The organism is Streptomyces sp. DSM 110735, from assembly GCF_016482685.1.
In the GTDB taxonomy this organism is placed as follows: Bacteria; Actinomycetota; Actinomycetes; order Streptomycetales; family Streptomycetaceae; genus Streptomyces.
Genome location: NZ_JACYHF010000002.1, coordinates 14612 through 34994 on the forward strand (window position 1 = coordinate 14612; position 20383 = coordinate 34994).

Genomic DNA, 20383 nt, shown 5'->3' on the forward strand with positions numbered 1-20383 from the left:
GAACGGCGGAGCCGGGACGGGGTGGACAGAAGGTGCTCAGGCGACTGCTTCGAGTGACCGCGCCCATTCCTCGACGGTGCTCGTGGCGACGTCCGGCCTGCGGGTCAGCACCTGGCCGACGATCGCGTCGTGCAGGGCGGGGTCGGTGTCGGCGCAGGCGTCCGACAGGACGGTGACGCCGTAGTCGAGGTCGGCGGCCTGGAGGGCGGTGGACAGCACGATCCCGGCGGTGGAGACCCCGGCCAGGGCGAGGTGCTCGATGCCCTGGGCGTCGAGGATCTGCCGGAGGTTGTTGCCCGCGAAGGCGCTGACCCGGTTCTTGTGGACGACGGTCTCGCCCTCGGCGGGCGCGACCTCGGGGAGGATCGCGGCGCCGGGGTCGTCGGCCGTGTAGCGGCCCGACGGGAGGGCGCCGAAGATCTTGTTGCGGGGGTGCGCGTCGAGGTGCCCCTCGCTCAGTCGGAGCGCCACATGGATGACCGGCACACCCGCGGCACGCGCCGTATGGAGGGCGCGCACAGCTCGGGGCAGATAGCCGTCGGGCAGGTGAGGGGCGTGGGCCACCTGGAGATCCATGAGGAGCAGGGCGGTGCGGCGGGGCATGGGGGTGCCTTTCGTGCGTGGACACGTCCGGGGGGTCACTCGTGGACGCGTCCGGGGGGTCACTTCGCCGTCCGGGCGTCGGGCGTGGCAACCCGGCCGAGCGTGCGGTCGAACACCGTCAGCAGCAGGTAGAGGACACCGGCGCCGAGCATGACCCAGGCGAGGTGGTGCATCCCGCCGGTGTCGGCGTGGCGCCCGAAGGACGCGGCGGTCGCGGAGGAGGCGACCATCGAGCCGAGGTAGGCGAAGGTGCGCAGCAGTCCGGCCGAGGAGGCGATGCGGTCGGGGTCGGCCTGGAAGTAGACGGAGTTCTGCAGGGCCAGGTTGTTCAGCCCCTGCGGGACGCCGAAGACCAGGGCGGTCAGCGGCAGCATCCAGAACGGGCTCTTCCCGGAGAGCGTGAGGATCAGCAGACAGGCGACGATCTGTCCGACCGCGCCGGTCAGCAGCTTGGCGCGCACGCCCTTGCGGCGCCCGGAGACGATCGAGACCCCGATGGCCATCAGGAACATGGGGATCTGCGCCAGTCCGGCGTGGAAGGGGCTGAGCCCGTAGCCCTCCTCGGTCCACTGGCTGAAGCCGTAGAGGAAGGCGTAGGAGACGACATAGGCGACGAGCGCGCGGCCGTACGTCGCGATCAGCGGGGTGTTGCCGCCGAGGACCCTCAGGTCGATGAAGGGGTCGGCGGCGCGCAGTTCCCGCAGCGCGAAGGCGGTGCCCGCGGCGGCGGCGATCAGCAGCAGGTACCAGTCGCGCAGATGCAGGTTCATCAGGAAGAGCAGCAGCGAGGTGAGCGTCGCGGCGAACAGGGCCATGCCGGGCAGGTCGAGCCGGGCGGTCGCGGGTCCGGGCTCGCCCGTCGCGGGGGCTGATTTCGGCAGCCGCCACAGGCCGAGCAGAACTGCGGCCACCGCCAGCGGGACGTTCAGCGCGAAGGTGGCGCGCCAGCCGCCGACCGCGATCAGCAGTCCGCCGAGCAGCGGACCGATGACGGCGATGGTCTGGTTGGCGACCGCGAGCGCGGTGAGCACCCCGCCGGGGCTGTCGTGGCCGGTGCGCCGGGCTTCGCTGCGCAGCAGCGCCATCGCGGCGGGGTAGCCCGCGCAGGTGCCGAACCCGAGCAGGACGCGCGCGACGATCAGCACCCCGAGGTCGGGCGCGAGGGTGCCGACGACACCGGCCACGCCGACCAGACTCGTGCTGATCAGGAACAGTCTGCGCGGCCCGAACAGGTCGATGAGCCGCCCCACGACGGGCTGCCCGAGCGAGGTGGCCAGGTAGAGCGCGGAGACGAGCCAGGCGGTCTGGGAGGCGGGCGCACCGAGGGCGGCGCCGATGGGGACGAGCGCGACGGAGATGATCGTCGAGTTGATGGGGTTGAGGACGGAGCCCAGCATCATCGGCGGCAGCAGCCGCCGGTCGAAGCCGGGCCTGCCCGTCCCGGGTATCGCGTCCGTCTTCGCCTCAGTCACGGGTCAGCCGCTCCAGTACGGCCATGGCGGCGATCACGGTCTGCCGCTCGTCCTCGGTGCACTTCTCCAGCAACCGCCCCGCGAGCCATTCCGTACGAGCCTGCCGCCCCTCCGCCACGCGGCGCCTGCCGTCCGCCGTCAGCACGATGAGCAGGCGGCGCCCGTCGTCCGGGTCGGGGTGGCGCTCCAGCAGACCCATCGCGGCGAGCGAGGCGACGGTCGCGGTCATCGACTGGTGCCGTACGCCCTCGTCGGCGGCCAGTTCACTCGCCGTGACCCCGCCCTTGTCGGACAGCCGGGCCAGGACCGACGCCTGCCCCAGGGTGAGGTCGTCGACCTCGGACGCCTTCAGGATGCGGCGGCGCAACCGGCTGATGACCGTGCGCACGTCGCGCGACGCCTGGATCGCGGAGGGCGGCAGACCGGCGCCGGGGTTCGGGTGCTCACTCATGCGGCTTCTCACTCATGCGACCCACCGTAATCTCTACAGGCTTGGCTGTACAGCTTTGCCTGTGCAGCGTGATCACGAAGGTCCCGTACGGACTACCATCCGTGAGGTAACGCTTCCGAACAGTCACGGGCGACATGGCTCTCCGGCTGGGTAGGCGTAGGGGCCGGAGTGGAGGTGCGCATGACCGGACTGGCGGTCCCGCTGTGGGACGTGAGCAACGGGCAGGGGCTGCGACAGCTCGCGGAGCTGGGGCTGGCCCTGGTGCTGTCGACTGTCATCGGCTGGGAGCGGGCGGCCCAGCAGAAGAGCGCGGGGCTGCGCACGCACACCCTGGTCGGCATCGCCAGCGCCCTGATGATGGAGGTCTCGCAGTACGGCTTCACGGATGTGCTGGGTCTGGAGCACGTGTCGTTCGACCCCTCGCGGGTGGCGGCCCAGATCGTCTCCGGGATCGGCTTCATCGGCGGTGGCATCATCTTCGTGCGCCGTGACGCGGTACGCGGTCTGACCACGGCCGCCACGGTCTGGCTCACCTGCGCGGTCGGCATGGCCTGCGGGGGCGGGCTGCCGATCCTCGCCGTCGCGGTCACCGCCCTGCACTTCCTGGTCGTACGCGGCTACACGCGCTTCGCCGCCGGGGTGATGCCCTCGACGCCCTCCGCCTACGAGCTGCACATGACCTACCGCACCGGCACCGCGCTGCTGCCCCGGCTCATGGAGACCTGCACTCAGCGCGGATTCCGCATCGTCCAGGTCAAGGTCGAGCGGCTGCCCGGGCAGACCGACCCCGCCGCCCATGTCCTGCTCGAACTGGAGGGCATGGGCGACACCGGCGAGCTGGCCTCGGAGCTGTTCCAGGACCCCGGCGTGATCGACGTCGCGCTCAACGCGTCCACGGACGACGACTGACGCTCCCGCACCGAGACGCGCTCCCCTCCCCGCCGACAGGACGGACAATGGAGGGGAGGAGCCGAGCCATGGCACGGATGACGGTCGACGGTGACGAACTGGTCGTACACCTGTCGCTGCGCGAACGGGCGGCGGCCCGACATGCCGACGTCCGCGTACCGCTGGCGGCGGTCCGGCGGGTGACCGCCGAACCCGACTGGTGGCGTGCCCTGCGGGGACTCCCCCGGCGCGGCACCCGGCGGACCGGCACCCGCGTCCACCAGGCGGGGACGGACTTCACCGTCGTACGGCCCGGCAGACCCGCCGTGTGCGTGGAACTCCGTCCGCCCGCGCCCTTCCGGCTCCTCGCCGTCTCGGCGCCGACGGAGGCGCAGGCCCGGAGCGTCGCTCGGGCGCTCGGGCGGAGCGCGCCGGTGCTCGACACGTCCACGCGGTACCGGCAGCCGCTCCCGGTGCCCGGCGAGGGCCCGTCCAGAGCGGCGCTGACGGAGAGCCGTTCGAGTTTCGTTTCGGACCGACCGGCAACCCGGTTCCGGGACGGCCCGGTCGCGGAATCCCGGTCGGCCGGGCACAGGCGAGGAGGGTGAGCCCAGATGGCGCGTTCGGTCGGCATCGACCTCGGTACGACGAACTCGGTGGTCTCGGTGCTGGAGGGCGGCGAGCCCACCGTCATCACCAACACCGAAGGGACCCGGACCACCCCGTCGGTCGTGGCCTTCGCCAAGAGCGGCGAGGTGCTGGTCGGCGAGGTCGCCAAGCGGCAGGCCGTGACGAACGTCGAGCGCACCGCGCGCTCCGTCAAGCGGCATGTGGGCGACCACGGCTGGCGGTTCCCCGACGAGGGGGACATCGACGGCAGGCGGTACACCGCGCAGGAGATCTCCGCGCGGGTGCTGCAGAAGCTGAAGCGGGACGCGGAGGCGTACCTCGGCGAGGACGTCACCGACGCCGTGGTCACCGTCCCCGCCTACTTCGACGACGCGCAGCGGCAGGCGACCAAGGAGGCAGGCGAGATCGCGGGTCTGAACGTCCTGCGGATCGTCAACGAGCCGACGGCGGCGGCGCTGGCGTACGGTCTGGACAAGGAGAACGACCAGACGGTCCTCGTCTTCGACCTCGGCGGCGGCACCTTCGACGTGTCGCTCCTGGAGATCGGTGAGGGCGTCATCGAGGTCAAGGCCACCAACGGCGACACGCACCTCGGCGGCGACGACTGGGACCAGCGGGTCGTCGACCACCTGGTCACGACGTTCAAGAACCATCACGGCATCGACCTCTCCAAGGACAAGATGGCCGTGCAGCGGCTGCGCGAGGCAGCCGAGAAGGCGAAGATCGAGCTGTCCAGCGCGACCGAGACGACCATCGCGCTGCCGTACATCAGCGCCTCCGCCGACGGTCCGATGCACCTGGAGGAGAAGCTGACCCGCGCGCAGTTCCAGCAGTTGACGGAGGATCTGCTGGAGCGCTGCAAGGGACCGTTCCACAGCGCGGTCAAGGACGCCGGGATCAAGCTGTCCGACATCGACCATGTGATCCTGGTCGGCGGTTCGACCCGGATGCCGGCGGTGACGGAACTGGTGCGGGAGCTGACCGGCAAGGACCCGCACAAGGGCGTCAACCCCGACGAGGTCGTGGCCGTCGGCGCCAGCCTCCAGGCAGGTGTCCTCAAGGGTGAGGTCAAGGACATCCTGCTGCTCGACGTGACCCCGCTGTCCCTGGGCATCGAGACCAAGGGCGGCATCATGACCAAGCTGATCGAGCGCAACACCACGATTCCCACGCGCCGTTCGGAGATCTTCACCACCGCCGAGGACAACCAGCCCTCGGTGAGCGTGCAGGTCTTCCAGGGCGAGCGGGAGATCGCGGCGTACAACAAGAAGCTCGGCATGTTCGAGCTGACCGGGCTGCCGCCCGCCCCGCGGTCGGTGCCGCAGATCGAGGTGGCCTTCGACATCGACGCCAACGGGATCATGCACGTCTCCGCCAAGGACCTCGGCACCGGCAGGGAACAGAAGATGACGGTCACCGGCGGCTCGGCGCTCGGCAAGGACGACATCGACCGCATGGTCCGCGAGGCGGAGCAGTACGCGGAGGAGGACCACCGCCGCCGCGAGGACGCCGAGACCCGCAATCAGGCCGAACAGCTCGTCTACTCCACCGAGAAGCTGATCAGGGACAACCCCGAGAAGATCCCGGCGGACGCGCGCCACGAGACGGAGACCGCGATCGCGGACCTCAAGGAGCGGCTCAAGGGCGACGACACCGCCGCGATCCGGCAGTCCCTGGAGCGGGCGAGCGAGTCGGCGCAGAAGCTCGGCGCCGCCCTCTACGACACGGCGCGGGCGGAGAGCGCGGGCGGCGCGGAGAGCCAGCCGCCGCCGTCCGAAGGGGGCTCCACCACCGGCTCCCCGGACGAAGAGGTGGTGGACGCCGAGATCGTGGACGACGACAAGCGGGAGACGGGCTGAACATGCCGAGAGACCGGTCTCAGCGGGCGCAGCCCACGTCCAGCACCTCGATCACATCGCCGTGCACGGTGTAGACGAGCCAGCACCACTCGCCGAACGCCGCGGCCAGCTCAGGCGGTTCGGACTCGGCGTCCTTGGTGACCGCGTCGATGAGCGCGATGATCTCCGCGTGCGTCTCGTCGGGCACGCCGAAGAGCACGTTCGCCGCCTGGGGGATCAGTTCGACTCGCATGGGCGCCTCGCGACCGTCCGAAAGTCCCGTACGACCACCATAAGTCGACCCACCGCGTCCTTGTCGGCCCACGGGCAGGAATGAATGCCGCTTTCGTGCCTACTCGTACAGCATGACTCGACCCAATGACGACGTCGCGGCGCTGTTCCAGGAGTACGCGGACCTGATCTCGATCACCGGCGGGGAGGCGTACAAGGCGCGCGTCTACGAGAAGGCCGCGCGCGCCGTCGGCGGCTACCACGCGGACGTGTCCACCCTCGACGCCAAGGGGCTGCGGGAGATCCCCGGGGTCGGCAAGTCGATCGCGGAGAAGATCGAGGAGTACGTCCGCACCGGCGGTGTCACGGCGGTCGAAGAGCTGCGCGCGAAGATCCCGGCGGGTGTCCGGCGCCTGACGGCCATTCCCACCCTCGGTCCCAAGAAGGCGATGGCGCTCTACGACGAGCTGGGCATCTCCTCGGTCGAGGAACTTCTCGACGCGATCCACGCCGAGAAACTGCGCGAGCTGAAGGGCTTCGGCCCGAAGACGGAGGAGAAGATCCTCCACGGCGTGGAGTTGCTTCAGGCGTCCGGCGACCGCGTCCTGATCGACGTGGCCATGGACCTCGCGGACGAGATCGTGGCGGCGCTGTCCCAGGTGCCCGGCTGCCGTCGCTGCACCTGCGCGGGGTCGCTGCGCCGGATGCGGGAGACGATCGGTGACATCGACATCCTCGTGGCGGCCGAGAAGTCCGAGCCGTTGATGAAGGCGTTCACCGAACTCCCCTACGTCACCGAGGTGATCGCCCACGGCCCGTCGAAGACCTCGGTGCGCACCGACCGGGGACTCTCCGTGGACCTGCGGGTCGTACCGCCGGACTCCTGGGGCGCGGCACTGCAGTACTTCACCGGGTCCAAGGCGCACAACATCCGCACCCGGGAGCTGGCCGTGCACCAGGGGCTGAAGCTGTCCGAGTACGGTCTGTTCGACGTCGAGAGCGGGGAGAAGATCGTCTCCGAGACCGAGGAGGAGGTGTACGCCCGGCTCGGACTGCCGTGGATTCCGCCGCCGCTGCGTGAGGACCGGGGCGAGATCGAGGCCGGGCTGCGCGACGAACTCCCCGACCTGGTCCAGGAGTCGGACCTGCGCGGCGATCTGCACACCCACACCGATCTGACCGACGGACTCGCCCCGCTGGAGGAGATGGCGGAGGCGGCCGCGGCGCGCGGCTACGCGTACCTCGCGATCACCGACCACGGACCCGACCTGTACATGCAGCGGATGACCGAGGAACGGATGCTGGCCCAGCGCGAGCAGGTGCGCAAGCTCGACGGGACGTACGGCAAGCGGGGCAGGCGGCGCGGGATGCGGCTGCTGCACGGTGTCGAGCTGAACATCGGTCCGGACGGCGACGTGGACTGGCCCGAGGAGTTCCTGGCGGGCTTCGACCTGTGCGTGGCCTCGGTGCACTCGCACTTCGACCAGAGCCGCGAGGCGCTGACCCGGCGGATCGTCCGGGCCTGCGAGAACCCGTACGTCAACATCATCGGTCACCCCACCACCCGCCTCATCGGCAGGCGGAAACCGCTGGACGCCGACCTGGACGAGGTCTTCGCCGCCTGCGCCCGCACCGGCACCGCCCTGGAGATCAACTCCCACCCGGACCGCCTCGACCTGCGCGACGAGGACATCCTGCGCGCCCGCCGCCACGGCGTGAAGTTCGCCGTCGACAGCGACGCCCACGCGGCGATCCACCTGGCCAACACGCGTTACGGCGTGGGGACGGCGCAGCGGGGGTGGCTGACCAGGGACGACGTGATCAACACGTGGCCGGAGACGCGGTTGCGGCGCTTTCTGCGCAAGGGACGGCGGTCCGGCGCCCGGAACCGCTCCTGAGTGTCACCGGTCCCGCAACCGCTCCGCGCACCACTCCCCCGCCAGTCGCGCGACCTCCTCCAGGGCGCCCGGTTCCTCGAAGAGGTGGGTCGCGCCGGGTACGACGTGCAGCTCGTGCGGGACCCGCAGCCGTGCCGCCGCCTCCTCGTTGAGCCGCAGCACCTCGGGGTCGTCGCCGCCGACCAGCAGGAGGACCGGGGCGCGCACCTGCTCCAGCGCGTCCCCGGCCAGGTCGGGACGCCCGCCCCGGGAGACCACGGCGTAGACCCGCACCGGCCGCTCGGCCGCGGCCACCAGCGCGGCGGCGGCACCGGTGCTCGCCCCGAACAGCGCCACGGGTAGCTCCCTCGTGCTCTCCGGCTCCGCCAGCCAGTCGATCGCCGCCACCAGCCGACGCCCGAGCAGCGGAATGTCGAACCGGTGCTCGCCGCTGACCACGTCCTCCAGTTCCTCGCGTTCGCTGAGGAGGTCCATCAGCAGGGTCCCGAACCCGGCGTTCCGCAGCTCACCGGCGACCATGCGGTTGCGCGGACTGTGCCGCGAACTCCCGCTGCCGTGCGCGAACAACACCACCGCCCGCGCCCCGTCGGGCAACCCGAGATCACCCTCCAGCGCGGCGCCCTCGGCGGGAATCAGCACCATCTCGGAGATCACCGCGACCATCTCCCTCCGGGACCGGTCGACACCGGCCCCTCCGTACGGCGCCTCCCGCGTACCCGCCCAGCGGGGGTCTGCACACCGCACGAGGGGCCGACAGCCCTCGCGGATCGAACTCCCTCAGCGCCTCTCAGGCGGTCGCGAACCCGAAGCCGATGTCGTCCTCGATGACCGTGCGGGGCGAGACGGGGATCCTTTCCGGGTGCTCGAGCCCGAGGCGGCGGAACTCGATCCCGTCTCTCCAGACCGTTCGCAGGACTTCCTTGAGGAATTCCGTGGTGAGCTGCTCTCCGGCGCAGCGGCGGTAGCCGAAGCCGAAGGGCGCGTAGCCCGCCGTGTCGCAGACCGGGTAGGGCGTGCCGTCGACCACGCCGTAGACGGCGCCGTAGGCGCTGTTGGTCAGCTCGGCGCGGCGACCGTCCTCGACGGTGAACGGCGCGGGCGGGAAGGGGCAGCGGGCGAGTCCGGCCTGGTGGCTCTTCTTCTCGTCGTTGTCGGCGCTGGTGGGTGCCGTGCGGTAGCGGTCGGGGTCGAAGTCGTCCGGGTTCTGCCAGTGCAGGGGGTCGCGGCTGGTGGCGGAGTGGGGGGTGACCACGCTGAGGGAGCCCGGGGCGAGCCCGCGTACGGCTTCTACGGTGGACATGCTGCCGGGGTTCGGGGAGATGGTGCGGAACAGCTCCATGACGTACCGGTCGAGCGGGGTGAACGCGCCCTCCGCCCGGTCGGGGGCGTCGGCCATGGTCCGGGTGAACCACGAGCGGGCGGCCGGGTCGCCGTCGCTCGTCTCCATGCGGCTCATGGTGCGGTAGAGCATGTTGCCCCACTGGCTGAAGGCCAGGAAGTTGTGGAAGCACTCGAAGACGATGTCCTTGCGCCGGAAGTGCTCCCCTCCCCCGCCGTTCTTGAGCCAGTAGTGGACGAACGTCCCTTCCGGGTCCGGGATTTCGCGGTCGATGACGGCCTGCACCCGACGGTCGATCCACTCGCGCAGGAACGACCGCAGTTCGCGCACCCGCATGAAGTTCTCGTGGACGATCTCCTCGGTGGGGAACCAGTGGCCGAGCACGGCGGTGAAGCTGGTTCCGATCAATGAAGAACGTGACCCCTTCTTCCTCGGGGTTGGGCGCTCACCCGTGCCGCGTTCTCCTTGCTCAGGACGAGGTCGATGAGCGGCAGGGCCGGGCGCTCGCCGACGCTCTGGGTGCCCAGCAGGTACGGCTTCACCGCGTGGCTGACGTAGTCCGGTTCGAAGGACGGCGGGAACAGGCCGACCGATGCGCCGGGTGTGTTCATGGTGCTCTCCTCGGGCTGTGGTTGTCCGCTCGCGGGCGCGGGGGCGGTGTCAGCGGCCCTGCCAGTGGGGCGAGCGCTTCTCGGCGAAGGCGCGGGCGCCTTCCCGCGCGTCCTGGGAGGCGAGGACGGGGGTGACGATCCGGTCCTGCTCGCGCAGGGCGTCCTGGTCGCGGAAGGCGGTGCGCTCGTTGACGACGCGTTTGACGGCGGCGATGGCCAGCGGGGCGTTGTGCGCGACGCGGTCGGCGAGTTCCAGTGCCGTGGTGAGCGCTCCTCCGGGGTCGGTGAGGTGGTTGACGAGGCCGAGCCGCTCTGCGCGTTCGGCGGGCAACGGGTCCCCGGTGAGCAGGAGTTCGAGTGCGATGTTGCGGGGGATGCGCTCGGGCAGGCGCACCATGCCACCCTCGGGAGGGACGATGCCGTAGTGGACCTCGGTCTGGCCGAAGGTGGCGTTCCGCGCGGCCACGATCATGTCGCAGGCGAGCGCCATCTCCGTGCCGCCGCCCAGCGCGTAGCCTTCGACGGCGGCGATGAGCGGAGTCTTGAGGTCGGTGCGGGTGATGCCCGCGAATCCCCGTCCCTCGATGACGGGCGTGTCTCCGCGTGCGAATGCCTTGAGGTCCATCCCGGCGCTGAAGACGCCGCCCGCTCCGGTGAGGACGCCCACGACGAGGTCGTCGCGTCGTTCGAGTTCGTCGACGGCGGCTGCCAGCGCGTGCGCGGTGGCGCCGTCGACGGCGTTGCGGGCCTTCGGCCGGTCGATGGTGATGACGAAGACGTTGCCGTGCTGTTCGGTGCGCACCACGGGGGTGCTCGTCGGCTCGGTCATGATGCCGGTTCCCTTCTCCCGCCCCCGGGTGGTTGTCCCTCCCGTTCGTCTTCAGCCGACCACTCCGGCCGTACGCAGGTCCGTGATCTGCTGGTCGTCGTAGCCCACGTCGCGCAGTACCGCGTCGGTGTGTTCGCCGAGGTCGGGTGCGGGGCGCGGCGGGACCTTGCGCGCCTGGTCGAGTCGTACGGGGCTGTCGACGGTCAGCGGCGGCGAGGCGCTGCCGTCGTCGATGGGGACGACGATCCGGTTGGCGACGAGCTGCGGATCGTGGGCGAACTCCTCGATGGTCTGGACGACTCCGTAGGTGAGTCCGGCGGCGTCGAGCACCTCGCGCCATTCGGCGAGGGGTTTGGCGGCGAAGGTCTTGTCGAGGAGCGCGGCGATCTCGGCTGCGTGGGCGCGACGGCTGGGCGTGTCGGCGTACTTGGGGTTCTGCGCGGCTTCGGGACGGCCGATGGCCTTGAGGAACAGGGGGACTTGCTTGTCCTCGTTGGCGAACGCCAGCAGCAGCCAGCGGTCGTCCGCGGTGCGGTAGGCGTTGGCGAGCGCGTTCGGCGGGTCGGAACGGTCCACGGGGCGCGGCGACTTGCCGCCGAGGAGTACGGCCTGGAGCCACATGCTCGCCGCCCAGGCGCCCTCCGCGATCAGCGACGCCTCGACGCGCGAGCCCTCGCCGGTCCGCTCCCGCCGGTACAGCGCGGTCATGATGCCCGCGTACAGGGTGACGGCGGTCGGGTGGTCGCCCGAGCCGAAGGCGTTCATGGCGGGCGGCGCGTCGCGCTGGCGGGTGACGTCCATCAGTCCGCTGCGCGCCCAGTAGGCGGTGACGTCGAACCCCGGCAGGTGGGCATCGGGTCCTTCCTCGCCGAAGCCGGTGATGTCGGCGTAGACCAACCGAGGGTTGAGGGAGGCGAGGTCGTCGTAGTCCAGGCCCAGCTTGGTCCGGGTGCGGGGCGGGAAGTTGGTGACGAACACGTCCGCCCATTTCACGAGCCGTTCGAGCACGGCCCTGGCACCGGGCGACTTCAGGTCGAGGGCGATGCTGCGCTTGTTGCGGTTGTCCAGTTGCCAGGGGTAATTGACGCCGTCGACACGGGGGTTGGGCGGGACGCGGCTGAGGGCGCGGTAGGAGTCGCCGGTGCGGGGCGGTTCCACCTTGACGACGTCGGCGCCGAAGTCGCCGAGCATGGTGGCCGCGGCGGGGCCGGCGATGAAGCTGGCGACGTCCACGACGTGGAGTCCGTCCAGCAGGGGCGTGTCGGTCATGACGGTTCATCCCTTCCGAGCGGGTCGGGGTCAGCGGGCCGGTGTCGCCGGCAGGAAGGCGTTGTAGCCGGTGATGTCTCGGCCGACGATCAGCGCCTGGACGGTGTCGGTGCCCTCGTAGGTGTCGATGGCCTCGATGTCGCACAGGTGCCTGGCCACGTGGTAGTCGAGGATGATCCCGTTGCCGCCGAGCATGTCGCGGGCGTCGGCGAGGATGGCGCGGGCACGCTCGGTGTAGTGCATCTTGGCCAGGGAGACCCGCGGCATCGAGTACTTGCCCTCGTCCATCAACTGGGCGAGCCGGAACTGCATGCACACCATGTCGGTGACGTCGGCGAGCATCCGCGCGAGCCGGTACTGGATGAGCTGGAAGGCCGCGAGGGGCATCCCGAACTGCTTGCGCTCCTTGGCATAGGCCAGCGCTGTCTCGTACCCGGCGATGGCCGCGCCGACCGACTCCCAGGCCACGCAGTAGCGTGAGGCCAGCAGGACCTTCTCGGTGTCGCGGAAGGTGTGGCAGTTCTCCAGTTTGTTCTCGGCCGGAACCCGGACGTCCTTCAGGGAGATCTGCGCGTTCTGCACGCAACGCAGCGCCGTCTTGCCCGTGATGGCCTCCGCGTCGAAACCGGGGGTGCCCTTCTCGACCACATAGCCGCCCACGTGCCCGTCGTCGCCGCGTGCCCAGATGATGACGTGGTCGGCGAAGGTGGCGTTGCCGATCCACCGCTTGTAGCCGTTGAGCACATAGGAGTCGCCGTCCCGGCGGGCGGTCGTCTGGAGCTTGACCACGTCGGTGCCGTGCGCGGGCTCCGTCAGACCGAAGGCGCCGATCTTCTCCAGACGCGCCATCGGCGGCAGGAAGCGCTGCTTCTGTTCCTCCGAGCCCAGCAGCGCGATGGATGCCATGGCGAGCGCCGAGTGGACGCCCATGAAGGTGGAGATGCTCAGGTCGCCGCGGGCCAGCTCCATGATGACGATCCCGGCCGTCACGTTGCTCATCCCGGGACAGCCGTAACCGGGAACCTGGAAGCCAGCGATACCCAACTGCGCGAGCTTCGGCACCAGTTCGTGCGGGAACGCGGCGCGCTCCCAGTAGGGGTTGATGACCGGGAGGACCTCCTGGTTCATGAAGTCTCGGACCTCGTGCCTGAGTCGCTGCTGCTCCTCCGTGAGCAACTCCTCCAGCAGGTAGTAGTCGGAGTGCTCGGGACCGCCCAGCACCGGCGGCTGCACCACCTGTCCGTTGCCCGCCGGTCCGACGGCGCCCAGAGTGCCCTGGCCCGCGTCTGCTGCCGTGCCCTGTGTCGCGTTCATGTGCTGCGTCCTTCCGGGCTGCGGGGACCGGATTCGTCACCGGTCGCCCCTGTGGTTTCGAGGCTAGGAGCGGGCGGCGCGGCAGACATTGTGCGCAGAGTACGAAGTTTCCGGCGATATTGATGCCCATAGACCGTTTTGCCGGTTTCGCCCGGCTCGTAGGCTCGGTGCGTGAAGCCGCTGCATGCGGCACGCAAGGCCGACGAACCGCGAGAGACGATGGAGGAACCTCCCATGCGATCACAGCGCACACGGCGTCTTGCCGCGATCTCCGCCGCAGGCTTCCTGCTGGCGGGCGGGACCGCCCTCGGCGCGGCGGGCACCGCTTCCGCCGCCCCGTCGCACACCGACCACAGCACCTACGGCTACAGCCGCGACGACGGTGGCGGGCACCACCACAACGGCTGGTGGGACGACGACGATGACGACTACGGCTGGTCGGGCCATGGTGGTTACGGCCATGACGGCTACGGCGGCCATGGTGGCCACGGCGGGTACGGCGGTCATGGTGGCCATGGCGGTGGCGGTCACGGCGGTGGTGGCGGTCACGGCGGTGGCGGTCACTGACCCCGACGCGACCTGAGACGGTGGGCGACCCGCGACCGGCGGGCCGCCCATCGCGGGTCGGGAGCCCTCACCCGCCCGCCCCGGCACCGGCACCGGCACCGGCACCAGTCGGAGGGACGATCTCCCTCTTGAGGATCTTGCCGGTGGGTCCCTTCGGCAGCGCGTCCGTGATCCACACCTTGCGCGGATACTTGTAGGCGGCGACCCGGTCCTTGACGTACGCCCGCAGTTCGTCGGCCGTCGCCCGCGCGCCCGGCTTGAGGACGACGGCCGCACCGACCTCCTGGCCCAGATCGGGATCGGGAAGGCCGACGACGGCGGCATCGGCGACCGCCGGATGCCCGTACAGCACGGATTCCAGTTCCCGTGGATACACGTTGTAGCCGCCGCGAATAATGAGATCCTTGTTCCGGCCGACAATCCAGAAATACCCGTCCTGGTCGACCCGGGCGAGATCACCGGTGTGGAACCAGCCGTCCCGTATCGCTTCAGCGGTCTCCTCGGGGCGCTGCCAGTATCCCTTCATCACATTGTGTCCACGGATCGCGATCTCACCTATTTCGCCGCGAGGGAGTTCCTCACCGTCATGACCGATCACGCGCATTTCCACACCGGTGATCGGAGTCCCCACCGAACCGGGCCGGGGTCCGGATCGCAGGGTATTGAACGAGGCGACGGGAGAGGTTTCCGACAGGCCGTATCCCTCTAGCACCACACAGTCGAATGCCTCCCGGAAATCATGCTGCACCTGGGGCGGCAGGGCGGCTCCACCGGAAAGGGCGAGCCGGAGCAGGGAGTCGTCGAAAGTATCCAGGTCGGGCTGCTCCAGCAGTCTGCCGAAAATGGTCGGCACTCCGGCCACGACCGTCACCTGATGCCCGGAGAGGATTTCCAGCGCCCGTCGCGCGTCGAATCGCGGCAGCAAGGTCAGACAGGCGCCCGAGGCGACCGCGGCGTTGAGGGTGCAGGTCTGCCCGAAGGCGTGGAACAGCGGCAGGCCGCCGAAGATCACGTCGGCGGGCGCGAGCCGGAGCAGTTCGGTGGCCACGATGTCCCGGTTGCGGGTGAGGTTGGCGTGGGTCAGCTCGGCACCCTTCGGTCGGCCTGTGGTTCCCGAGGTGTAGAGGAGCACCGCGGTGTCGCCCTCGCCTCGGTCGACCACGTCGTCGGCGGACGCGTTCCTGGACGCGAAGACCTCGTCGAGGCCGTCGGAGCCGAGGACGACCACCTCGGCTCCGGTCTGCCCGGCTCCGGCCCGCGCCTCGTCGGCGACGTCGTGCCAGGCGAACAGCAGCCGGGTCCCGGAGTCGCCGAGGTAATAGGCGACCTCCCGGGACTTGAGCAGGGGGTTCATGGGCACGACGACACCCCCGGCCCGAAGCGCCCCGAAATAGCAGATCGCGAACTCGGGGGTGTTCGGCAGCATGATCCCCACCCTGTCCCCCGGTCTCAGACCGGACTCCCGAAGGAAATCCGCCGCACGGGCACTGAGGTCGTCCAGTGAGCGATAGGAGACGGTGCGGTCTCCGATACGCAAAGCCGTTCGGTCCGGGTGGACCTGGGCACTGACTGTCACTTGCGCTGCGAGATTCACGTCGTACTCACCCCAACTGTCGGGCGTGACCTTCGGAGAAATTACGGACACGAATAACCAATCCGTCCGGAACTCCACTGTACGACCATTTCGCAGTACAGTACTTCCGTGGAGACAAACAGCACCGAGGTCGCACGACTGCTGTCGGCCGTGGCTTCGAAAGTCAAGGTGCACATTTCACAGGTCACCGAAGACGTATGGGAATACATCGTTTCGGAGATCCCCGATCTGCGGGGCGACGAAGCGATTTTCGCCATGCACAGAGCCAGCGTCAACGAGAACATCGCCACGATCCTGCACATGTACGAGAGCAATGTCCCGTCGGAGAACGTCGGGAGTCCGCCCGCGGCGGTCGAGTACGCGCGGCGACTGGCCCAGCGGGGAATCTCGGTGAGCGCGCTCGTGCGCGCCTACCGCATCGGCCACTGCCGTTTCCTGCAGTGGTGCATGCGGGAGCTGAGCCAGCAGGACCCCGACGGCGAGGTCTGCGCGGCTGCCGCCCACCGCATGCTCACCATGAGCTTCCGGTACATCGACCAGGTGTCCGAGTACGTGATCGAGGTGCACCAGACCGAGCGGGACAGGTGGTTGCGCAACCAGACCGCTGTACGGACCGCTCAGGTGAAGGCGTTGATCGGGCACGAGCAGGTGGACAGGGAACGCGCCGACACGGACCTCGGGTACCGGCTCGACCAGAACCATGTCGGAATCATCCTCTGGCTCCCCGAGATGACGTCCTCCGACGAGAGCCGGATCGACCGCCTCGACCGCCTCGCGAGCGAGATCGCCGGTCAACTCGGCTGTCGTGAGCGTCCGTTGTTCATCGTGCAGGACGACTGCCTGGCCTGGGCGTGGCTGCCCTGCGGAACGAACCGCGCGGTGCCTCTCGACGTGATCCCGACCGTGGTGGAGAACCGGGACTCAAGTGCCCGTGTGGCGGTGGGAGATGTCGAGCACGGTGCGGCGGGATTCCGCACCACGCACCGACAGGCGCTCAGGGCGCAGGAGTTGGCGATGGCGGCGACGCCCGGCTCGCGGGTGACCGTCTTCGGCGCCGTCAGTCCCGTCGCCCTGCTGTGCGCGGACATCGACGACACGCGCACCTGGGTGTGGAACGTCCTCGGCGATCTCGCCGTGGACGACGAACACTGTGCCCGCCTCCGCGAGACCCTGCTCGTCTTCCTCAGTACCGGCTGCAGTTACACCGCCACCGCGAACCGGCAGATCCTCCACAAGAACACGGTGCAGTACCGGGTCCGCAAGGCGGAGGAGGCCGTCGGCAGCCCGGTCGCCGAACGCCGCACCGACCTGGAGGTCGCCCTCCTGGCGTGTCAGCACCTGGGGACGTCGGTCCTGCGCCCGGCTCACCCCGCCGCCACGGACGAGGCCAACACGCCGAGCCGTTCCGAAACCATGACCTGACGTACCGTCACCGCGACAGGATCGGCGGGGCCGGGGCGCGAGACCCCGGCCCCGCGCCGAATCAGCCCGCGCGTCCCGCGAGTTCGGCGCCCGTGTCCTCGTTGCGCAGCCAGATCGTGCGCTGCGGGAACGGGATGTCGATGCCCGCGGTGTCCAGTGCCTCCTTCACGCGGCGGCGGAGTTCCCGGGTGACGCCCCACTGCTGGAGCGGGACGGTCTTGACCGCGAGGCGGACGACGACGCCGTCGGCGTCCAGGGACTGCACGCCCCACACGCTGGGGTCCTCCAGGAGGAGGTCGGTGAAGGCGGGGTCCTGGCGGAGGGCGCGGCCGGTGTCCTCCAGAACCTGGTAGACGGTGTCGAGGTGGGAGTCGTAGGCGACGGCGACGTCGAGGACGGCGCGGGCCCAGTCCTGGCTGTCGTTGCGGACCCGCAGGACCTCGCCGTTGCGGATGTGCCACAGACCGCCGTTCAGATCGCGGACGTGCGTCAGGCGCAGACCGACGTGCTCGACCTCGCCCACGGCCTCGCCGAGGTCGACGGTGTCCCCCACGCCGTACTGGTCCTCGAACATGATGAGCAGCCCGGAGAGATAGTCGGCGACCAGGCTCTGCGCGCCGAAGCCGATGGCCAGACCGACCACACCGGCGCTCGCGAGCAGCGGGCCGAGGGCTATGCCGACCTGGTCGAGGATCATGGCGGTGCCGAGCAGGGCCAGCACGATCGTGACCACGCTGCCGAGGACCGAGCCGATCGTCCGCGCCCGCTGCTCACGGCGCTGCGAGGCGCGGGAGCGGTCCCGGAGCAGAACGGCTGCCCCTCGCCCGGAGCGCGGACGGCGCGGCTCGCCCTCTTCTCCGCCGGGTTCCAGAACACGCTGCACGACCCGGGTGATGGCCCGCTGGGCGACCCAGCGGATCACTCCCAGGACGACGACGATGAGCGCGATGCGCAGCGGCACTTCGACCAGCGCCGTGGTGTGCTGCTCCAGCCAGTCGGGCCACGCGGCGAGCTGGACGGCGGTGGCTGCCTCGGGGTGCGAGGCGAGGTGCGGTGTCGGCACGACTACTCCGTTTGCTGACGACTTTCACGTTCGGGTGCCGCCCCTACCCCGGATCACGCCAGGCATGATCGACCAGGTCGGACGGGGTTCTCGGTCCCGCCGCCGACCGCCCTCCCGCCGCCCGTCAACCCCCGTTGACACTTCGTCCGCCGTACCGGGACGCCTCGCCCGATTCCGTGATCATCTCGGGCATGATGAGCCGCCCGATCGGCTACGACACCCCCTGGAGCGAGCATGTCCCTCATCCCGTCCGAGCTGCGGTACGCCGAGTCTCACGAGTGGGTGCGCCCGGAAGCCGACGGTGCGATGAGCATCGGACTCACCGACCACGCGCAGAAGGCGCTCGGCGATGTCGTCTTCGTGGAGCTCCCGGTGATCGGGAAGACCTTCGAGGCTGGTGAGCCCGTCGGTACGGTCGAGTCGGTCAAGGCCGCCAGCGAGTTCTACGCGCCGGTGGGCGGCGAGGTGATCGCCGTCAACGACGAGGTCGCCGAGGACCCCGAGCTGATCAACCAGGAGCCCTACGACACCTGGCTCGTCCGGCTCAAGCCGTCGAACACGAGCGACTACGAGAAGCTTCTCGACGCCACCGCGTACCAGGCGGTCATCGCGGAGTGAACCCTCCCGGTCCCGACCGCGTTCCCTTCCGCGCGTTGCGCCGGAGGAGATCGGCGTTCAGCGCCGTGGCGAACAGGCACCAGGCCGCGTAGGGGGTCAGGGCGAGGGCTGCCGCCCGGTCGGTGGCAGCCGTTCGCCGCAGGAGGTGCGCGTTGCCGAGGTCCAGCAGGACGGTGCCGAGCAGTCCGGCCGCCAGGTTCCGCCGCCGGAAGCAGAGGTGGCTCCAGGCGGCGTTCAGCGCGAGGTCGGCGCCCAGGGCGACGGCCAGTCGCGCCCGCTCCCGGCCCCGCGTCCGGCCGAGCGCCCTTCCTCCGGCCCAGGCGATCGACGCGTACAGCGGCGTCCAGACCGCGCCGAACGCCCAGCCGGGCGGCTGCCAGGCGGGCTTGTCCAGTGACCGGTACCAGGTGCTGTCGGCGTCGACCGCGCGCGCCCCGGCCACGGCGGTCGCGGCGACCGCGACGGCGGCAGTGGCGGTCCACCGGCGCGTGGCGCCCGGCGGCGGATTCTGTCGAGTGGTCCTCACGAAGGTCATCCGTACCCCCTTTCCCGGTGCGGCCCGCACGAACGGATCTTCCGCCCACAACGGGGAACCCGTGGGGCGGGACGCGCGCCCGACGGGACACGGGCGGACGCGTCGTACGAGAGACCGCAACGCCGTACCGCCGAGGGCGGACCGGTGCGGGTGAGGAGGCGACATGGGTGACAGAGAAGAGCGGGGCGGCAAGGAGGACCAGGGCAACCGGGGGTACGGACACAAGCCGTTCAAGCGGTCCCGGAGTCATTTCACGGACCGGATCACCGCCGACGGCCGCGACGGCTGGCCGGTGGAGCCGGGCCGTTACCGGCTGGTGGTCTCCCGCGCCTGCCCGTGGGCCAGCCGGGCGGTGATCTCCCGTCGGCTGCTCGGTCTGGAAGAGGCGCTGCCGATGGCGGTGACCGACCCGATCCAGGACGACCGGAGCTGGCGCTTCACCCTGGACCCCGACGGCCGCGACCCGGTGCTCGGCATCCGCTACCTCGCCGAGGCGTACGAGAAGCGGGAGCCGGGCGCGCCCGGCGGGGTGAGCGTGCCCGCGATCGTGGACGTGCCCAGCGGCGAGCTGGTGACCAACGACTACCAGCAGCTCACCCTCGACCTGGCGACCGAGTGGACCGCCCTGCACCGCGAGGGCGCGCCGGACCTGTACCCGGAGCCGCTGCGCGAGGAGATCGACGAGGTGATGGAGGGCGTCTACCGGGACGTCAACAACGGTGTCTACCGTGCCGGGTTCGCCACCCACCAGAAGGAGTACGAGGAGGCGTGCGCCGGGGTCTTCCGGCGCCTTGAGACGCTGGCCGAGCGGCTCGCCGGGCAGCGCTATCTGGTCGGGGACACGATCACCGAGGCGGACATCCGGCTGTTCACCACCCTGGTCCGCTTCGACCCGGTCTACCACGGGCACTTCAAGTGCAATCTGTGGAAGCTGACGGAGAACCCGGTGCTGTGGGCGTACGCGCGGGACCTGTTCCAGACGCCGGGGTTCGGCGACACCGTGGACTTCGACCACATCAAACGGCACTACTACCAGGTCCACTCCGGCATCAACCCGACCGGCATCGTGCCGCTCGGCCCGGACCTCGGCGGCTGGACGACCCCGCACCACCGCGAGCGGCTGGGCGGCCGTCCCTTCGGCGACGGAACGCCTCCCGGTCCCGTGCCGCCCGGTGAGCGGGTCGGTCCTCCGGGGCAGCCCGCATGAGAAG

At 70.2% G+C, this 20383-nt stretch carries 21 protein-coding genes; 8 read left to right on the forward strand and 13 right to left on the reverse strand.

Going from position 1 to position 20383, the window contains the following annotated elements; all coding sequences use genetic code 11:
• Positions 1 to 36: 36 nt before the first annotated feature.
• The 3 genes from IF655_RS02875 to IF655_RS02885 all read right to left on the reverse strand — a co-directional run bounded on the left by IF655_RS02875 (position 37) and on the right by IF655_RS02885 (position 2526).
• Positions 37 to 603 carry a cysteine hydrolase family protein gene (locus tag IF655_RS02875; RefSeq protein WP_199581884.1) on the reverse strand — a complete coding sequence of 189 codons (567 nt, stop codon included), beginning with the start codon at positions 601 to 603 and terminating at the stop codon, positions 37 to 39.
• A gap of 59 nt (positions 604 to 662) precedes the next feature.
• Positions 663 to 2003 (reverse strand): MFS transporter, encoded by a 1341-nt coding sequence (locus tag IF655_RS02880; protein ID WP_206775413.1) that lies wholly within the window; start codon positions 2001 to 2003, stop codon positions 663 to 665.
• A gap of 64 nt (positions 2004 to 2067) precedes the next feature.
• A complete protein-coding gene (locus tag IF655_RS02885) occupies positions 2068 to 2526 on the reverse strand; it encodes a MarR family winged helix-turn-helix transcriptional regulator (RefSeq protein ID WP_199581886.1) in 459 nt (152 codons plus the stop codon).
• Between the two features lie 180 nt (positions 2527 to 2706).
• Here IF655_RS02885 and IF655_RS02890 point away from each other — a divergent pair, with 180 nt between their 5' ends.
• From IF655_RS02890 to dnaK, 3 genes are all read left to right on the forward strand, one after another.
• The gene (locus tag IF655_RS02890; protein ID WP_199581887.1) at positions 2707 to 3435 is read left to right on the forward strand and encodes an MgtC/SapB family protein; all 729 of its coding nucleotides are present in this window, start codon (positions 2707 to 2709) and stop codon (positions 3433 to 3435) included.
• 68 nt (positions 3436 to 3503) lie between these two features.
• On the forward strand, positions 3504 to 4022 hold the full coding sequence (locus IF655_RS02895) for a hypothetical protein (protein WP_199581888.1): 519 nt from the start codon (positions 3504 to 3506) through the stop codon (positions 4020 to 4022).
• Positions 4023 to 4028: 6 nt separating this feature from the next.
• Positions 4029 to 5903: a molecular chaperone DnaK gene (gene dnaK / locus IF655_RS02900; RefSeq protein ID WP_199581889.1), complete on the forward strand. Its 1875-nt coding sequence runs from the start codon at positions 4029 to 4031 to the stop codon at positions 5901 to 5903.
• 19 nt (positions 5904 to 5922) lie between these two features.
• Here the strand turns inward: dnaK and IF655_RS02905 are convergent, their stop codons facing one another.
• Positions 5923 to 6135: a hypothetical protein gene (locus tag IF655_RS02905; RefSeq protein ID WP_199581890.1), complete on the reverse strand. Its 213-nt coding sequence runs from the start codon at positions 6133 to 6135 to the stop codon at positions 5923 to 5925.
• A gap of 112 nt (positions 6136 to 6247) precedes the next feature.
• Between IF655_RS02905 and polX the strand changes: the two genes are divergently transcribed.
• Entirely contained in the window at positions 6248 to 8011 is a 1764-nt protein-coding gene (polX, locus tag IF655_RS02910) for a DNA polymerase/3'-5' exonuclease PolX (RefSeq protein WP_199581891.1), read from the forward strand.
• A 3-nt stretch (positions 8012 to 8014) separates the two neighbouring features.
• Here the strand turns inward: polX and IF655_RS02915 are convergent, their stop codons facing one another.
• The 6 genes from IF655_RS02915 to IF655_RS02940 form a co-directional block, all read right to left on the reverse strand.
• Positions 8015 to 8665 carry a dienelactone hydrolase family protein gene (locus IF655_RS02915; protein ID WP_199581892.1) on the reverse strand — a complete coding sequence of 217 codons (651 nt, stop codon included), beginning with the start codon at positions 8663 to 8665 and terminating at the stop codon, positions 8015 to 8017.
• 133 nt (positions 8666 to 8798) lie between these two features.
• Entirely contained in the window at positions 8799 to 9758 is a 960-nt protein-coding gene (locus IF655_RS02920) for a hypothetical protein (RefSeq protein WP_199581893.1), read from the reverse strand.
• Positions 9755 to 9961, reverse strand: a complete 207-nt coding sequence (locus IF655_RS02925) for a hypothetical protein (RefSeq protein WP_199581894.1) — start codon at positions 9959 to 9961, stop codon at positions 9755 to 9757. The genes IF655_RS02920 and IF655_RS02925 overlap by 4 nt, the downstream gene beginning before the upstream one ends.
• A 49-nt stretch (positions 9962 to 10010) precedes the next feature.
• Entirely contained in the window at positions 10011 to 10790 is a 780-nt protein-coding gene (locus tag IF655_RS02930; protein ID WP_199581895.1) for a crotonase/enoyl-CoA hydratase family protein, read from the reverse strand.
• A 51-nt stretch (positions 10791 to 10841) separates the two neighbouring features.
• On the reverse strand, positions 10842 to 12059 hold the full coding sequence (locus IF655_RS02935; RefSeq protein WP_199581896.1) for a CaiB/BaiF CoA-transferase family protein: 1218 nt from the start codon (positions 12057 to 12059) through the stop codon (positions 10842 to 10844).
• 30 nt (positions 12060 to 12089) lie between these two features.
• The gene (locus IF655_RS02940) at positions 12090 to 13373 is read right to left on the reverse strand and encodes an acyl-CoA dehydrogenase family protein (RefSeq protein ID WP_199581897.1); all 1284 of its coding nucleotides are present in this window, start codon (positions 13371 to 13373) and stop codon (positions 12090 to 12092) included.
• Positions 13374 to 13607: 234 nt separating this feature from the next.
• Between IF655_RS02940 and IF655_RS02945 the strand changes: the two genes are divergently transcribed.
• A complete protein-coding gene (locus IF655_RS02945; protein WP_199581898.1) occupies positions 13608 to 13940 on the forward strand; it encodes a hypothetical protein in 333 nt (110 codons plus the stop codon).
• Positions 13941 to 14007: 67 nt separating this feature from the next.
• Here the strand turns inward: IF655_RS02945 and IF655_RS02950 are convergent, their stop codons facing one another.
• A complete protein-coding gene (locus IF655_RS02950; RefSeq protein ID WP_199581899.1) occupies positions 14008 to 15534 on the reverse strand; it encodes a long-chain fatty acid--CoA ligase in 1527 nt (508 codons plus the stop codon).
• Between the two features lie 255 nt (positions 15535 to 15789).
• Here IF655_RS02950 and IF655_RS02955 point away from each other — a divergent pair, with 255 nt between their 5' ends.
• Positions 15790 to 16956 carry a CdaR family transcriptional regulator gene (locus tag IF655_RS02955; RefSeq protein ID WP_199581900.1) on the forward strand — a complete coding sequence of 389 codons (1167 nt, stop codon included), beginning with the start codon at positions 15790 to 15792 and terminating at the stop codon, positions 16954 to 16956.
• Between the two features lie 61 nt (positions 16957 to 17017).
• On the opposite strand, the gene IF655_RS02960 is transcribed toward IF655_RS02955, so the two are convergent.
• Positions 17018 to 18019 carry a mechanosensitive ion channel family protein gene (locus IF655_RS02960; protein ID WP_199581901.1) on the reverse strand — a complete coding sequence of 334 codons (1002 nt, stop codon included), beginning with the start codon at positions 18017 to 18019 and terminating at the stop codon, positions 17018 to 17020.
• A gap of 234 nt (positions 18020 to 18253) precedes the next feature.
• Between IF655_RS02960 and gcvH the strand changes: the two genes are divergently transcribed.
• Complete coding sequence (gene gcvH / locus IF655_RS02965) at positions 18254 to 18637, forward strand: glycine cleavage system protein GcvH (RefSeq protein ID WP_199581902.1); 384 nt, start codon at positions 18254 to 18256, stop codon at positions 18635 to 18637.
• On the opposite strand, the gene IF655_RS02970 is transcribed toward gcvH, so the two are convergent.
• A complete protein-coding gene (locus IF655_RS02970) occupies positions 18624 to 19163 on the reverse strand; it encodes a TspO/MBR family protein (RefSeq protein WP_199581903.1) in 540 nt (179 codons plus the stop codon). The two genes, gcvH and IF655_RS02970, sit on opposite strands and share 14 nt — an antisense overlap.
• A gap of 172 nt (positions 19164 to 19335) precedes the next feature.
• Here IF655_RS02970 and IF655_RS02975 point away from each other — a divergent pair, with 172 nt between their 5' ends.
• Complete coding sequence (locus tag IF655_RS02975) at positions 19336 to 20379, forward strand: glutathione S-transferase family protein (RefSeq protein WP_199581904.1); 1044 nt, start codon at positions 19336 to 19338, stop codon at positions 20377 to 20379.
• Positions 20380 to 20383: the final 4 nt, after the last annotated feature.